Genomic DNA, 13,900 nt, shown 5'->3' on the forward strand with positions numbered 1-13,900 from the left:
AAGTTAGAGTAGAAACAAATACCCTATAGGGTAAAGATTTTAAGAATAATAAGAAAAAAATGAGTTGTAATGTTCGTAATTAATAAAGACAGTTTTCTATTGAATGTTATGACTACATTATACAAGGGGGAAGAAAAGATTATGTTGGAATACAGATATGATACACAATTACTAATTGAGGGAGAAAATCTTGATGAAGATAAAGTTAATGAATACTTTACAAAAAATTTCAAGGGAGATTGCTTACTTGCTGTAGGAGATGAGGAGCTGATTAAGATTCATTATCACACTAATGAGCCATGGAAGGTATTGGAGTATTGTGCTTCATTAGGAGAGATATATGATATTGTAGTTGAAGATATGGAACGTCAGTCAAAGGGACTTAAAGGTTAACAATTATAAATTGTCATGTATATGTAAAAACATTTTAGTAAGAGGAGTTTATAATTGAACATGGAATATACAATACGACAAATGAAACAATCTGAATATTCACTGCTTAATGATTTTTTATATGAGGCAATATTTCAACGTGATGAAACGAATTTAGTTCCAAAGACAATAATAGAAAAACCTGAACTTCAAGTATATATTAAAAATTTTGGCGAAGAGAAAGATGATTACTGCCTATGTGCAGAAGTAGATGAAAAAGTTGTTGGTGCTGTATGGGTAAGAAAAGTGAATGGATATGGAAGCGTTGATAATATTACTCCAGAATTTGCAATTTCACTTTATAAAGATTTTAGAGGGCATGGAATAGGGACAGCAATGATGAAAGAAATGTTAAAATACCTTAAAAATGCAGGATATTCTAAAACATCATTAGCGGTGCAAAAGGATAATTATGCATTGAAAATGTACCTTTCTGTAGGATTTCAGATTATTGATGAAAATAATGAAGAATATATTATGGTACATTATTTGAGATAGCTCTTTTATAGGTTAGGAGAAGATATGAAGACAGTAATTTATTTTATTAGACATGCGGAACCAGATTATTCTGTGCATGATGATGCTAGCAGACCCTTAACAGAAAAGGGTAAAGAAGATGCTTTGAAGGTTGCAGCTTATCTTAAAGATAAGGATATAGAAGCTGCATTTTCAAGTCCCTACAAAAGGGCGATAGATACAATAAAGCTATTTGTTGATAAAAACAATATGAAAGTTGAATTAATTGAGGACTTTAGAGAAAGAAAAGTTGATAGCTGTTGGATAGATGATTTTATTGAATTTTCTCAAAAGCAGTAGAAAGACTTTAATTATAAACTGTCAGATGGAGAATGTTTATATGAGGTACAAGCACGAAACATAGAAGCATTGAAAAAAGTTTTAAAGAAGTTTTGTGGTAAAAATATAATTGTAGGAACGCATGGAACTGCACTGAGTACGATTATAAATTATTATGATGGTTCCTATGGATATAAAGATTTTGATAAAATAAGAACAGTTATGCCATGGATAGTGAAAATTACTTTTGATGAAATGATGTGTGTTAAAATTGAGCAGATAGATATAAATCAAAAAACTTTTAATTTTAACAAAAATTAGATTTGAGGATGTGAAAGAGCTTGATTAAAGATATTATATGGGATTTTGATGGAACATTATTTGATACATATCCAGGAACAGTTAATGCACTTATAAAAGCACTTGAGGATAGCGGAATAAATGAGACAAATGAAAATGTATTGAACTATCTTAAGGTTTCTGATAGTTTTGCTACTACACATTTTAAACAGCTATATGGCTTAGATAATACTTTTCTTGATAGATATGCTGCTAATAAAAAAGATATGCGGCCAGAAATTATTAAACCATTTCCATTTGCGGAAGAAGCATGCAGACAGTTTGTCGCTTTAGGCGGAAGAAACTATATTATCACTCATAGAGGAGAATCAACAACAAAGTTTCTTGAGTACTATGGAATGAAGTGCTATTTTACAGAAATAATTACAAAACAGTATGGCTTTAAACGCAAACCAGACCCTGAAGCATTCGTATATCTAATTGAAAAGTACGAGATTAATAAAAGCACAGCATTAGTAATTGGAGACAGGGAATGTGAAATTTTAGGTGGAAAAGCAGCAGGAATTAAGACATGTTTATATAATATAAATAATATATCAATTAGTATAAAATCTGATTTTTATATAGATTCGTTGAAAGACTTGGTTAATATAGTTGGGCAAGCGGATACACAATCTTGTTAATTTAAAGGACAAGCAATAGGAATTAAAGAATCCACAGATAAATATTGTAAGAAGAGGAGCAAGATATGGATATAGCAGTTTTATCAGACATTCATGGCAATTACATTGCATTGAGACGCTGCCTTGAATATGCATTTTCACGAAACATTAATAAATTTTTCTTTTTGGGTGATTATATTGGCGAATTAGCATATCCTGAAAGAACGATGCAGATATTATATGACATTAATGAAAGGTATAAATGCTATTTTATCAAGGGCAATAAGGAAGAGTATTGGCTGAATTATCGTGCTGGTGCAGAAAAAGGCTGGAAAGATAAAAATTCTGCCAGCGGGGCGTTATTATATGCATATAGATCGCTTACAGCTAGAGATTTGGAGTTTTTTGAACAGTTGAAACCAGTGCAGGAGATAAGTGTCAGCGACATGTCGTCAATCACTATTTGTCACGGTTCACCAAATAAGATAAATGAAAAAATGTTACCCAATGATGACAGGACTTTCGAAGCTATGAATAGTGTAAAAACATCAATCATTTTATGTGGTCATTCTCATATACAAAGAAAGATTATACATAAAGAGAAATGTGTTTTAAATCCCGGAGCTGTTGGGGTACCTCTTTTTAGTGGAGGAAAAACGCAGTTCTTGATACTGCATGGAAATGATGGGGTATGGTCAGAAGAGTTTATTAGTCTTGAATATGATGTTGACACAGTAATCAGAGATATGCATGAAGTTAAGCTTTATGAACATGCACCCTACTGGTGTTTGTTAACTGAAAATATACTTCGAGGAGGCAATACATCTCATGGTAAAATTCTATCAAGAGCTATGGAGATATGTAGAGAAGAAACTGGCGATTGTGAGTGGCCGGATATCCCGGAAAGGTGTTGGGCAAAGGCTCTAAATGAAATGATAGGACTACAAAAGTAATAGCTGATTGATAAAAGTAATCTGATTCATATTATTAAATAGAAATGGAGAAAACTTATTATCATGAAAATTGATAGATTATTTGGCATTACTGTGTATCTTCTAAATAATGAAGTTGTTACAGCCAGACAACTGGTTCAAAAATTTGAGGTGTCTGTGAGAACTATCCAGCGCGATATGGAAACTCTATGCAAGGCGCAGATTCCAATAATGTCTGTTGCAGGTGTAAGTGGTGGGTACTCAATAATTCCTGATTATAAAATTAAAAATCAATATACAAGCAAAGAAGATTACAGATATATCCTTATGGCATTAAAGGGGCTAAATTCATCCTATAGCAATAAGAATTTAGAAAACACACTTAACAAGTACATGAGTCTGATTAAAAATGAAGATGAGCGTGTGTTTTTGGACTACAGCGTATCAAAAGAAGATGGTAAAGTTCAGACTAATAGAGAGCTTTTAGAAGAAATAATCAGTGAAAATAAGGTTGCTTCTTTTAATTACAGAGATGCAGAACAAAAACAATCAAGTAAAATTGTACAACCTCTTGCTGTTTATTATAAATGGTACGCATGGTATATGCTTGGCTATGACATAAATAAAAATGACTATCGTATATATAAGATCGCTCGAATGAGTGAACTTAAGCTTTCAGATAGAGTATGTTTTAAGCAGCATGATGACATTGAAAATATTATTAAAAATCAGGAACAGGAATATTCTAATACCTGTGAAACTATAGAGGTGTGGTGTCGTAAGGATTGCAAAGAGATTTTACAGGAGTATTTCCCAAATGAAGTTATGAATAAGGACAAAGAAGGCAACTATATGCTCTATTTGCACGTACCGGCACGAGAAAGATTGTGGCAGGCGCTGCTGCTTAGTTTGGGCGATGGAGTAAAAATAATAAAACCGCTTTTATATAAAGAAAAGCTTATAGAAACTGCTAAGAAATTTTTATCAAATTACGACATACAGTAGTCATAATTAGCTTGCTATTATAAGGTTAAATAAGTTTTAAAGTAAATATACGAAAGTGAGTGGTATTATGAATGCTTTTACAGAGGCACTGATTTCTAAAGAAGAAAATCTCAAATATAGAGACAAGCTGATGCTGTTTGGACAGTTTGTTGGCGAATGGGATTTCGAATGGCATGATAAAAACGCAAACGGAAAAGAGAGGATAATTCCAGGTGAATGGATTTTCTCGTTTGTGCTGGAGGGTAGCGCTGTGCAGGATGTTTTCATCTGCCCCTCGAGAAAGGAAAGATTTAAGTTAAAGCAACCGGACAGTGAATATGGAACTACGATAAGGTTTTATAATCCTAAAAAGGATGCGTGGGATGTATTTTATGGCTGTACTGGAGAGGCTACATTACTAGAAGCGAAGCCTGAAGGCGATAAAATTGTCCTTACCTGCTTAAACACTCAAGATCATATAATGAAGTGGGTATTTTCGGATATTAAAAAAGATTCTTTTCACTGGCAGCACATGTTTTCTAAGGATAATGGCGGTACATGGAATATTAATGGAGAATTGTTCGCTAAAAGAAGAAAATAATAAAAAATATTATATAAAACAAATTAGCTGACATGCAGTTGTCAGCTAATTTGTTTTATAATTATATATGCATAAAAAATTAGGAAAGTAAGGGGTATAATAGAATGAATGAGGAAATATTAAAACAGAAACTGCTTGAAATAGAAGAAAAAAATTATGAGTTAGAGGCTGAGGGGGACTATTATAAGCTTGCCTTGGAAATGATGAAACATATCGGTTCACTAGATGCTGAACTTAGGGATAATCTTATATATGGAACGATGTTTAAATGGATTACAAATGATAAGTTTAATTTTGAGCAGCTTATGGAGGTATTAGCTATAATTTTGGATGATAAGCATTTATTCTATGAACTATATGAACAAAATGCTGACGCTGTTTATACAAGAACATTTTCGGTATTGATACTAGCTCTTATAATATATAAACATAGAGAGCAGAATTTTTTATCGGAAAAAGCTTTGTATGAAGTTAAAAATAGGCTCCTGGAATATATGAACAATGAAAAAGATGTGCGAGGCTTCGTGGAAGGAAGAGGCTGGGCACATTCGGCAGCCCATACAGCAGATGCAGTCGATGAAATAGTACGCTGCAGCTGTTTTAATAAAGAGGATTTAATGGACGTATTAGCTGCCATAAAAGCTAAAGTCTGCATTGGATATTATGTGTACATAGATGAAGAAAATGAGAGATTAATAACTGCTGTTGAAGGAATTCTTGGAAGAGGGATGCTTAGCAACGAAGAAATATTATGCTGGCTTCAAGAATTTACAGAGGAAAGACCGTTCAGCGATAAGATAATAAAATATCACTTAAAGGTAAATGTAAAAGATTTTCTGCGCAGTCTGTATTTTAGACTGCTGGATAAACAGGAATGGGAAGTGGTTATCAAAGGTATACAGGAACTGCTTAATAAATTAAAATAGTATTTAACGAGGTGAAACATGATTTATTTGAAAGAAGCAAATGTAGAAAATGCTGAAAAAGAGTATCAATTTTTAAAGGATACTCCCGCGAGTGAGAATGGTTTTGAAAATAGATATTGCGATTTTTCTTATGAAGATTTTAAGAATCTAGCGCTGCCGGAAATAATAAAATTTTCAAAAGGCATAGACTTACGTAAGGGACATGTGCCTCAAACACTATATTTTTTGTGGGATGGCGATAACATTGTTGGGTTATTCAAGATAAGACACTATTTAACAGAGTCTTTGAAAAATGGTGCTGGGCATATTGGTTACGGCATTAATAAAAAATATCGTGGTGAGGGCTATGCGACTAAAGGACTAGCTTTGGCAATAGAAAAGGCGAAAGGTATTATTAAAGAAAATGAAATATATATGAGTGTTGATATTGATAATGCTGCATCATTAAAAGTGCAGCTGAAGAATGCAGCCTATATCCATCATTCTGATGAAAACGAACATTACACAAGAATAAAAATATGATGCTTAAAGCAATTTGATATAAATGATGTATACATGATTTTTGTTTTGTAATAAATTATAATTTATGAGTAAGTAAAAAGTAATAGTTAAGAAGTAATAGTTTAGGTAGAAATTCAGCTTTTAGGCTGAATTTCTTCAATAACTTTTCACTTTTACTTCTTACTTATTACCTATTCCAAATTTCAATTTAAAGTAGTGTTGTAAAATGGAAAAGAGGATGTGTAGTTACAGGCACGTGACAAGTGGCAAATAACTTTGGTATTTCCAATTATCAAATAGAAATTTATAAGGGAGAAACTATGATGGAATTATGGGATATATATGATAGTGCAAGAAATAAAACAAATAGGACAATGATTCGAGGAGAGGCTTTTAATAAGGGCGATTATCATATGGTCATTCATATTTGTATATTCAATTCGAAAGGCGAAATGTTAATTCAGCAAAGGCAGCCGTTTAAAGAAGGGTGGCCTGATAAATGGGATATTACAGTTGGCGGAAGTGCGGTTAAAGATGACACAAGTCAAACGGCTGCAGAAAGAGAACTTATGGAAGAATTGGGAATAAAAATCAACCTGCAGAATATAAGACCACATCTTACGATTAATTTTGATAATGGATTTGATGATGTGTATTTGGTTCAAAAGGATATTGATATTGCTAGTTTAACTTTACAGTATGAAGAGGTTCAAAGTGCAAGATGGGCTTCAAAAGAAGAAATTTTTTCTATGATAGACAGTGGTGAATTTATTCCATATTATCAAAGTTTAATACAGTTATTTTTTGATAGTAGAAATCAATATGGATGTATTCAAACAAAGTGAAAATTTATATTTAATAGTTGAGTTAGAAACTCTATATAAGGAGAATATTAATGGAATTTAGAGAAAAGAAGATAAAATTAAAGGATGGGACAACATGTATTTTAAGAAGTCCGAATGAGAATGATGCAGAAAAAATGATTGAATATTTAAGAATGACATCAGAAGAAACACATTTCATGGTTAGGTATGCTGAAGAAATTAATATTACCATTGACAAAGAAATAGAGATTCTTCAGGATAGTTTAAATAGCAGTCGAAACGTGATGATTGGAGCATTTGTTAATAATGAACTTGCAGGTAATGCAAGCATCAGCTGCTTAAGAAACTATATTAAGCTTAAGCATAGAGTGGCATTTGGAATTGCTATAAAAAAAGAATATTGGAATAAGGGTATCGGAAATGCTCTTATTAAAGAGATAATTGGACAAGCAAAGCAAATCGGATATGAGCAAATTGAACTGGGTGTGTTTTTAGATAATGAAAAAGCAATTGCTTTATATAAAAAGCATGGCTTTGAAGTTTGGGGAAGTACGAAAAATGCATTTAAGCTTAAGGATGGAACATATCGTGATGAAGTTGTAATGGGGAGAATGATATAGCTGAAGTTGAAAAGGAGATAAAAATGGTTTTATTAGTGATAGATACACAAAAATTAATAACAAATGAAAAATTATATGAGTTTGACAAGTTTGTATCTAATGTTAAAGAACTAATACATGAGGCTAGAGCAAATAATGTTGAAGTCATATATGTACGTCATGATGATGGAGTAGGAAATGAGTTGACAAAAGGAAATGATGGCTTTGAAATATTTGAAAAGTTTCGGCCTAGGAATGATGAAAAAATATTTGATAAAAAAGTTAACAGTGCTTTTAAGGAAACAGGATTGTTGGAATATTTAAAAGACAAGGGAGAAACAGATATAATTATCGTAGGGCTTCAAACAGATTACTGTATTGATGCTTCAATAAAATGTGGATTTGAACATGGATTTAATATTATAGTTCCAGCATATGCTAATACAACAGTTAATAATCAATTCATGTCAGCAGAACAAAGCTATAAATATCACAATGAGTTTATGTGGAATGGCAGATATGCAGAATGTATTTCCGTAGAAGAATCAATTAGAAGAATGAAATAAATACGATGAATAGATTTTTCTGTTAATCGTGTTTATTGTTTTTGGCAATGTGATAGTACATGTAAAACATGTTATAATTATACTGACATAAGTAAAATTATAACATATTTTATTTTGTCAATTATACATTGATTAATAGTTTATGCTTAAGGAGATAACGAAGATGAAAACTATTATTTTGATACAACACTGTCAGTCGGAACATCATATTATGAAAATGATAGGTAAGGAACAATTTGAACTATAGGGAATAGGTACGTTAGTAAATTCAAAATATTTGGAGGTAGTTATGGACGGAAAACTTAGAAATATGGCATCTCTATATTTATCGTATGGAGAGAAGATATTATTTTTATATAGAATTGGTTCAAGAGTAGTGAATAATTCTTATGTGGGCTCTGCTGGCGGACACTTTGAACAAGAAGAGCTAAACGATGCAAAGAGCTGTGTTCTACGAGAGCTTAATGAAGAAACAGGACTCAGCAAAGAAGATATAAAAGATTTAGCACTCAGATATGTGACCTTAAGACTAAAGGATAATGAAATTAGACAAAACTATTATTTTTTTGCAGATTTAATTGATATTGATAAAGAAATTTCTAGCAATGAGGGACGTTTAGAATGGGTAGATTGTAAGAATGTTTCTTCGCTTGATATGCCATTTACAGCAAAGTATGTTATAGAGCACTTTTTGAAGGTTGGAAGAAATACAGCTTGTTTATATAGTGGCATTGCAACTGTTGATGGTGTTGATTTTATAGAAATGAAGAATTTTTGAGGATTTTTGACCACAAACTTAATATAATTATCTTGTATATAAAGTGAAATTTGTAAATTATTATTTAACTATATAATTTGAGAAAGTTCTAATATATTCTGACTACCCCAATACTCTAGAGTCGAACCTATTTAGTAGTGGTATTTTAAAAGTCACAATGATTCTAAAGTATGTAGAAAATTATGCTTTAGATAAAGGGCTTTCCCAACTTATATTACTAATCCCACAAGTCTACCAAGTATTCTTTAAATAAATCCATACCTGCATAATACTTATTCCAGTTGCTGTCATCTGATCTATATTCGTTGCTATAATTCCAATACTTTACATCCCTGGCAAATTGAAAACTCCATATCATTTTATCTATTAATACATGCCAATTTTCAATAGAACCACATTTTTCAGGATAAGAATTAATATTTATTTCCTTAAATTTTTTCAATCTAGGCAATACAAAATTGATTATAGTTACGTCTAAATCCCAACACTCAAAATCTTGTATTTTTGACAGGCCTCTCTTTTTTCGCAGTCTTTTATTCATGTTAATACAACCTTTCTACAAGCTGTGGCAAATAATAAAATACTTGTTTATTGTTTAAATTTGTACATATCCCGTTATATTTATCGGTTAATTAAATAAAAAAATAACAGTAATTAACAGAAATCCAATTCTTTCATTTAAAAATTTTATCGTGAATAATAAATATCTTACGAAATAGCATAGTGTGGAATATGTTATAATTATCCTAAAAAAAGAATTAATTGAAGAGGTGATCCTTATGGATAATAATACATATTTAATTGACTATAATCTCTCTTTTAAAGATACTATTGCAAAAATGATTGCAAACTTTTTTGGATTTCATGCTTCACTAATTGAAGGTGAAAATGAATTGAACGAAGAAGATTATATTGAAGCGGCTGATACATTGACAGACTGGTTAAAAGATTACTTTAAAATCATTAGCGTTAACGGAGAAAATGTTGGATTTGTACGTATGGCTTTGCGTGGTGGAACAGTGGTATGGCTTGAAGATATTTACGTAATGCCTGAATATAGAAAAAGAGGAATAGCTACAAGAGCAATTAAACTATCTGAAGCGTTTGCACAGGAGGTTTTAAAGGCACCAGCTTTATGTATTGATGTTGTGCCAAGAAACATTGAGGCACTTAAACTTTATTACAAAGAAGGCTATGATAATATAAGCATTATTACGTTAAGAAAAGAATTTGGTGCAAATAAGCGAAATATAAAGGAAAAATTTTTAGGATTTGATTTTAATATATAGAGATCCAATAAGAATAAAAAATGTATTGAGGAGGATTTCATGGTAGAGTCAAAAGAATGGGATTGGAAAGTAGCAAATAGAACTATATGGACAACACCTTGCGAAGAAAGTTATTATTATATGTATAAGTGGAAGCTGGAAAGTAGAAAGTCTATTCTTGATTTGGGCTGTGGCTTGGGTAGACATTCAATTTTATTTGCAAAAAATGGATTCAAGGTTACAGCTGTAGATCTATCAGATTATGGTGTTAATTATTTGAGAGAATGGGAAAAAAGAGAAAAGGTAGATATTTTAACAGAAATATGTGATATGAAAAAACTGCCTTTTATGGATAGCGCATTTGATTGTATATGGGCATATCATGTGATTTCACATACGGATACGGAGGGCTTTATCGGAATATTAACAGAAATTGAAAGGGTATTAAAGCCAAAGGGCTGTATCTATTGTACGTTATGTTCAAAGGATACTTGGTCATTCTCAGAACCCAAATATAAACACGTTGATGATAATACTGTTATAAAAACAGATGGAGCTGAGAAGGATGTTCCACATTATTTCGTTGATTTAGATGATATTCAGAGGCTTTTTAAAAATTTTACAATAAAACGGATTAGGCATATTGATGATTGTTATTTTGATGGGAAAAAGAAGAATAGTAAGCATTATTATATTGAAGCTGAACTAATTTGAGTTGTTGATATACCTTTTGAAGACAACTTAAAACGTTATAAAAATCAAATAATTCACTTCTAAGTATAAGCATTCCATATGAAACCATATGCGCGTTTGAAAATTGAAACATTAATAATATTGATAAAAGCAAGCACATGAGATATGGTATTCTCATATATGAGGGGAGGCTGTTTCTGAATAACTACAACCCTAATAATGATTGATTATGGTGTGCCGGGCATAATGGAGAAGTAGTGGGTTGTATTGGCATAGTTGGTCGTGGTGAATGTGCACAGCTTAGATGGTTTTTAATCCATCCACATTATCGCAGAATAGGTCTTGGTAAGAAATTGTTACAGGAAGCTCTCGATTTTGCCAAAGCAAAAAATTATAGAAAGATATACTTTGATACAACGAATGATTTGGATAAAGCAAGTAATATGTATATAAAAGCGTGATTTATAAAGGGATCAGGAAATTTTAATGAGTACTTGATTTAAATAGTAATTTTGTGGAGATGATGAAAATGGCAATTCATAATATCGATAAGCTACAACCTTGGGAAGCACTTCTTAAAAAAATTGTCTTTACGCAGTTGGGGAATATAAGAGGAAAAAGGATATTAGACTTTGGTAGTGGGAATGGATTTACTGCAAATTATTTTGCACAGGATAATAAGGTAGTTGCAATTGAACCGTCAGAAGAGACAGTAAAAGATAGATATTGCGATTATGAATATCAACAGATTGTTGGGAGTATTGATATACTAAAGAAGCTTGAAAATGAGACTTTTGACATTATTATTTGTCATAATGTTTTGGAATATGCTGATAATCGAGAAGAAATTGTTAATGAATTTTATCGGCTATTGAAATCAGAAGGGATGCTTTCAATTATTAAGCATAACAGGCAAGGACGAGTTATGCAGATGGTGGTTCTGTTAAATGATTTTGAAAAAGCTCATATGCTGCTGGATGGTAAGGATGGTACAGCGTCTAATTATGGTACAATTCATTATTATAATGATTCTGATTTGACAGATTGGTGTAAGAAATTTAAGGTATGTGAAACATATGGAATTAGAACATTTTGGGATTTACAGCAAAATCAAGATATTCATAAAGATGTAGAGTGGCAACAAAAAATGATAGAGGTTGAATTGAGAGTTGCTCAGATTAAGGAATTTCAGGATATAGCATCTTTTCATCATTTGATTTTAAAGAAATAGTAGCCTTTAGGAGTGATATAAATGGCAAAAGTTATTTTAATTTGTGGAAAAATTTGCAGTGGAAAAACTCAGTATTCTAAAAAACTTGTTAACGAGTATAATACAGTAATTTTATCATGTGATGAAATTGAATACGAACTTTTTCATCATGAACTTGGAGAAAAGCATGATGAAGTAGCAAAAGATATTCAGAGATATTTGCACAAAAAAGCATCAGAAATCGTTCTGGCAGGAAGTAATGTAATACTTGATTGGGGTTTTTGGAGGAGAGAGGAGCGAGAACAGGTATCTGAGTATTATAAAAAGCAACATATATTTTATGAATGGCATTACATTGATATATCAATAGATGAATGGTATCAAAATATCAATTCTCGGAATGAAGCGGTTTTAGCAGGTGATACAACAGACTATTTTGTAGATGATGGTTTGATTGAGAAACTGAATTCTTTGTTTGAAATGCCTAAGAAAGAAGAAGTTGATGTTTGGCATGTTAACCAAAGAAAATGAGAAATAAGTCCTGAGTTCTATTAGTACAATTAAAAAAATGAGCAAGGTATAAAGTTAAGTTGGTTCCCATTCTTCTTATTTAACGAAAAAGCAATAAATAGAATATTCTTCTAGAACACCGCATTATTCAAAATGGATTTTGGGGTGTTTTTGGTTCGCAATTCAAAGATAATGTGAAGAATTACAGGAACTGAAACTACAATAATCTCAGTTCCATAATTTTATCATAATACCGCCTCGAAATCTGATAATCCCCCCTTTTCCAGTGATCCAGACTGGAAGCATCAACTCCAATCATCCTCGCCAGTTTTCTTAATCCATATTTTGTAACAAGTATCTTTAATTTTTCTTTCTGCTCAAGCACAAATCTATAATAATCATCACAAAGAATATCCTTATCTAGTACAGTTAGCAGCTTAAGCAAAGTGGGTCTTAAAATCTTATCTCGATAGCCAGCCTCAACCTCATTTAAAACAGAACGACTGATGCCAATCTTATTTGCCAGCTCTACCTGAGACATGCCAGTGAGCATTCTTGCCTTCTTAAGTCTCTGAGTCAAGTTATTGCAAGGCATATCAGCAAATTGCAATAACTTCCAATTTGTCGCAATTTGGATCACCATGCTGAAGCCATAGCAAGCGGCTCTCTAGCGGGATATAATGCGGTTTGCGAGGCTTTTGGGCATGCCCCACTGCAACTTTCTAGATCTACAGCTATAGGTGATATTATTGCCTATGCAAATGAGAAAATGGAAACTAAAGAGGGAAGAAGAAATAGATATACTTTTGCTGGAGCGGAGTATTTTGAGCATATGAAAGAAGTTGGGCTTTATACGATGGATGTTAAGGAAATTGAGGAGAGGATTGAGAAAGCTGGACTTAAGGATGTGTTTAAGAAAAAGTTGGGTTAGGAAGTAGAAGTTATGAGCTCGCTGATGTCCTGGGAGAAGGATGCTGGCGAGCTTTTGTATGTTATATTTAACATTAGTTAGTGGTATGAGAATGCATATTGAATATGCTGAATTGTAATAATCATACCATACTCAGGTGGAGTAAAAGTAAACGGTAAATTGGTTTACGTTTATATTCCATCTCCATGTGCCTCAAGATAATTTTCTGCTTTTATGACAGTATAAATGCTTATTTATACGTAGCATTGGCATATTACTAACATGATATCATAATTTCTTTATGAATTATTCCAGTTTTTAACGAATACCTGATCAAATATTAGATTAATATAAACATAGGGTAAGTGATAAAATATAGTGCTTTGTGTTGGGATGAATATAAAAAAAT

The 13,900-nt window shown here is 31.9% G+C and carries 19 protein-coding genes and 2 pseudogenes; 19 read left to right on the forward strand and 2 right to left on the reverse strand.

Translation table 11 applies throughout. The features are described 5' to 3' along the window. The first annotated feature begins 141 nt into the window (after nucleotides 1-141). From CLORY_RS21070 to CLORY_RS21130, 13 genes and pseudogenes are all read left to right on the forward strand, one after another. On the forward strand, nucleotides 142-393 hold the full coding sequence (locus tag CLORY_RS21070) for a kinase to dihydroxyacetone kinase (RefSeq protein ID WP_079428237.1): 252 nt from the start codon (nucleotides 142-144) through the stop codon (nucleotides 391-393). A 60-nt stretch (nucleotides 394-453) separates the two neighbouring features. After that, entirely contained in the window at nucleotides 454-930 is a 477-nt protein-coding gene (locus tag CLORY_RS21075) for a GNAT family N-acetyltransferase (RefSeq protein WP_079428239.1), read from the forward strand. Between the two features lie 24 nt (nucleotides 931-954). Beyond that, a pseudogene (locus CLORY_RS21080) lies at nucleotides 955-1,548 on the forward strand (histidine phosphatase family protein). A gap of 20 nt (nucleotides 1,549-1,568) precedes the next feature. Further along, nucleotides 1,569-2,210, forward strand: a complete 642-nt coding sequence (locus tag CLORY_RS21085; protein ID WP_079428241.1) for an HAD-IA family hydrolase — start codon at nucleotides 1,569-1,571, stop codon at nucleotides 2,208-2,210. 65 nt (nucleotides 2,211-2,275) lie between these two features. Continuing rightward, on the forward strand, nucleotides 2,276-3,142 hold the full coding sequence (locus CLORY_RS21090; RefSeq protein ID WP_079428243.1) for a metallophosphoesterase family protein: 867 nt from the start codon (nucleotides 2,276-2,278) through the stop codon (nucleotides 3,140-3,142). Nucleotides 3,143-3,205: 63 nt separating this feature from the next. Next, nucleotides 3,206-4,126 carry a helix-turn-helix transcriptional regulator gene (locus tag CLORY_RS21095; protein WP_079428245.1) on the forward strand — a complete coding sequence of 307 codons (921 nt, stop codon included), beginning with the start codon at nucleotides 3,206-3,208 and terminating at the stop codon, nucleotides 4,124-4,126. Nucleotides 4,127-4,193: 67 nt separating this feature from the next. Further along, the gene (locus CLORY_RS21100; protein ID WP_079428247.1) at nucleotides 4,194-4,706 is read left to right on the forward strand and encodes a hypothetical protein; all 513 of its coding nucleotides are present in this window, start codon (nucleotides 4,194-4,196) and stop codon (nucleotides 4,704-4,706) included. 104 nt (nucleotides 4,707-4,810) lie between these two features. Beyond that, nucleotides 4,811-5,632 carry a DUF2785 domain-containing protein gene (locus tag CLORY_RS21105; RefSeq protein ID WP_079428249.1) on the forward strand — a complete coding sequence of 274 codons (822 nt, stop codon included), beginning with the start codon at nucleotides 4,811-4,813 and terminating at the stop codon, nucleotides 5,630-5,632. Nucleotides 5,633-5,650: 18 nt separating this feature from the next. Further along, nucleotides 5,651-6,154, forward strand: coding sequence for a GNAT family N-acetyltransferase (locus CLORY_RS21110; protein WP_079428251.1), 504 nt, complete (start codon nucleotides 5,651-5,653; stop codon nucleotides 6,152-6,154). A 302-nt stretch (nucleotides 6,155-6,456) separates the two neighbouring features. After that, nucleotides 6,457-6,978, forward strand: coding sequence for an NUDIX hydrolase (locus CLORY_RS21115; RefSeq protein WP_079428253.1), 522 nt, complete (start codon nucleotides 6,457-6,459; stop codon nucleotides 6,976-6,978). A gap of 50 nt (nucleotides 6,979-7,028) precedes the next feature. Continuing rightward, complete coding sequence (locus tag CLORY_RS21120; protein WP_079428255.1) at nucleotides 7,029-7,577, forward strand: GNAT family N-acetyltransferase; 549 nt, start codon at nucleotides 7,029-7,031, stop codon at nucleotides 7,575-7,577. Nucleotides 7,578-7,600: 23 nt separating this feature from the next. Next, a complete protein-coding gene (locus CLORY_RS21125) occupies nucleotides 7,601-8,122 on the forward strand; it encodes a cysteine hydrolase family protein (protein ID WP_079428257.1) in 522 nt (173 codons plus the stop codon). Nucleotides 8,123-8,411: 289 nt separating this feature from the next. Then, a complete protein-coding gene (locus CLORY_RS21130; RefSeq protein WP_079428259.1) occupies nucleotides 8,412-8,900 on the forward strand; it encodes an NUDIX domain-containing protein in 489 nt (162 codons plus the stop codon). A gap of 217 nt (nucleotides 8,901-9,117) precedes the next feature. Here the strand turns inward: CLORY_RS21130 and CLORY_RS21135 are convergent, their stop codons facing one another. Continuing rightward, nucleotides 9,118-9,441 carry a hypothetical protein gene (locus tag CLORY_RS21135; RefSeq protein ID WP_079428261.1) on the reverse strand — a complete coding sequence of 108 codons (324 nt, stop codon included), beginning with the start codon at nucleotides 9,439-9,441 and terminating at the stop codon, nucleotides 9,118-9,120. Nucleotides 9,442-9,679: 238 nt separating this feature from the next. Between CLORY_RS21135 and CLORY_RS21140 the strand changes: the two genes are divergently transcribed. The 5 genes and pseudogenes from CLORY_RS21140 to CLORY_RS21160 all read left to right on the forward strand — a co-directional run bounded on the left by CLORY_RS21140 (nucleotide 9,680) and on the right by CLORY_RS21160 (nucleotide 12,602). Further along, a complete protein-coding gene (locus CLORY_RS21140; RefSeq protein WP_079428263.1) occupies nucleotides 9,680-10,189 on the forward strand; it encodes a GNAT family N-acetyltransferase in 510 nt (169 codons plus the stop codon). A 39-nt stretch (nucleotides 10,190-10,228) separates the two neighbouring features. Next, a complete protein-coding gene (locus CLORY_RS21145) occupies nucleotides 10,229-10,882 on the forward strand; it encodes a class I SAM-dependent methyltransferase (RefSeq protein ID WP_079428265.1) in 654 nt (217 codons plus the stop codon). A 218-nt stretch (nucleotides 10,883-11,100) separates the two neighbouring features. Next, nucleotides 11,101-11,322: pseudogene (locus tag CLORY_RS21150) on the forward strand (GNAT family N-acetyltransferase); the annotation flags it as partial. Nucleotides 11,323-11,390: 68 nt separating this feature from the next. Then, complete coding sequence (locus CLORY_RS21155) at nucleotides 11,391-12,092, forward strand: class I SAM-dependent methyltransferase (protein ID WP_079428267.1); 702 nt, start codon at nucleotides 11,391-11,393, stop codon at nucleotides 12,090-12,092. Nucleotides 12,093-12,113: 21 nt separating this feature from the next. Next, nucleotides 12,114-12,602 carry a P-loop nucleotide/nucleoside kinase family protein gene (locus CLORY_RS21160; RefSeq protein ID WP_079428269.1) on the forward strand — a complete coding sequence of 163 codons (489 nt, stop codon included), beginning with the start codon at nucleotides 12,114-12,116 and terminating at the stop codon, nucleotides 12,600-12,602. A 196-nt stretch (nucleotides 12,603-12,798) separates the two neighbouring features. Here the strand turns inward: CLORY_RS21160 and CLORY_RS21165 are convergent, their stop codons facing one another. Further along, nucleotides 12,799-13,224, reverse strand: a complete 426-nt coding sequence (locus CLORY_RS21165) for a helix-turn-helix domain-containing protein (RefSeq protein ID WP_079428271.1) — start codon at nucleotides 13,222-13,224, stop codon at nucleotides 12,799-12,801. On the opposite strand from CLORY_RS21165, the gene CLORY_RS21170 reads away from it, so the two are divergent. Beyond that, nucleotides 13,213-13,512, forward strand: a complete 300-nt coding sequence (locus tag CLORY_RS21170) for a hypothetical protein (RefSeq protein WP_079428273.1) — start codon at nucleotides 13,213-13,215, stop codon at nucleotides 13,510-13,512. The genes CLORY_RS21165 and CLORY_RS21170 overlap by 12 nt on opposite strands. Nucleotides 13,513-13,900: the final 388 nt, after the last annotated feature.

The sequence above is a fragment of the Clostridium oryzae genome (genome assembly GCF_002029235.1).
GTDB classification, from domain to species: domain Bacteria; phylum Bacillota; class Clostridia; order Clostridiales; family Clostridiaceae; genus Clostridium_AE; species Clostridium_AE oryzae.

Bases quoted from the DNA above. Each gene is read 5' to 3' on its own strand.
- CLORY_RS21135 (WP_079428261.1), bottom strand. From the start codon at position 9,441: ATGAATAAAAGACTGCGAAAAAAGAGAGGCCTGTCAAAAATACAAGAT.
- CLORY_RS21140 (WP_079428263.1), top strand. From the start codon at position 9,680: ATGGATAATAATACATATTTAATTGACTATAATCTCTCTTTTAAAGAT.
- CLORY_RS21115 (WP_079428253.1), top strand. From the start codon at position 6,457: ATGGAATTATGGGATATATATGATAGTGCAAGAAATAAAACAAATAGG.
- CLORY_RS21120 (WP_079428255.1), top strand. From the start codon at position 7,029: ATGGAATTTAGAGAAAAGAAGATAAAATTAAAGGATGGGACAACATGT.
- CLORY_RS21105 (WP_079428249.1), top strand. From the start codon at position 4,811: ATGAATGAGGAAATATTAAAACAGAAACTGCTTGAAATAGAAGAAAAA.
- CLORY_RS21145 (WP_079428265.1), top strand. From the start codon at position 10,229: ATGGTAGAGTCAAAAGAATGGGATTGGAAAGTAGCAAATAGAACTATA.
- CLORY_RS21155 (WP_079428267.1), top strand. From the start codon at position 11,391: ATGGCAATTCATAATATCGATAAGCTACAACCTTGGGAAGCACTTCTT.
- CLORY_RS21165 (WP_079428271.1), bottom strand. From the start codon at position 13,224: ATGGTGATCCAAATTGCGACAAATTGGAAGTTATTGCAATTTGCTGAT.
- CLORY_RS21110 (WP_079428251.1), top strand. From the start codon at position 5,651: ATGATTTATTTGAAAGAAGCAAATGTAGAAAATGCTGAAAAAGAGTAT.
- CLORY_RS21130 (WP_079428259.1), top strand. From the start codon at position 8,412: ATGGACGGAAAACTTAGAAATATGGCATCTCTATATTTATCGTATGGA.
- CLORY_RS21070 (WP_079428237.1), top strand. From the start codon at position 142: ATGTTGGAATACAGATATGATACACAATTACTAATTGAGGGAGAAAAT.
- CLORY_RS21075 (WP_079428239.1), top strand. From the start codon at position 454: ATGGAATATACAATACGACAAATGAAACAATCTGAATATTCACTGCTT.
- CLORY_RS21125 (WP_079428257.1), top strand. From the start codon at position 7,601: ATGGTTTTATTAGTGATAGATACACAAAAATTAATAACAAATGAAAAA.
- CLORY_RS21160 (WP_079428269.1), top strand. From the start codon at position 12,114: ATGGCAAAAGTTATTTTAATTTGTGGAAAAATTTGCAGTGGAAAAACT.
- CLORY_RS21095 (WP_079428245.1), top strand. From the start codon at position 3,206: ATGAAAATTGATAGATTATTTGGCATTACTGTGTATCTTCTAAATAAT.
- CLORY_RS21100 (WP_079428247.1), top strand. From the start codon at position 4,194: ATGAATGCTTTTACAGAGGCACTGATTTCTAAAGAAGAAAATCTCAAA.
- CLORY_RS21090 (WP_079428243.1), top strand. From the start codon at position 2,276: ATGGATATAGCAGTTTTATCAGACATTCATGGCAATTACATTGCATTG.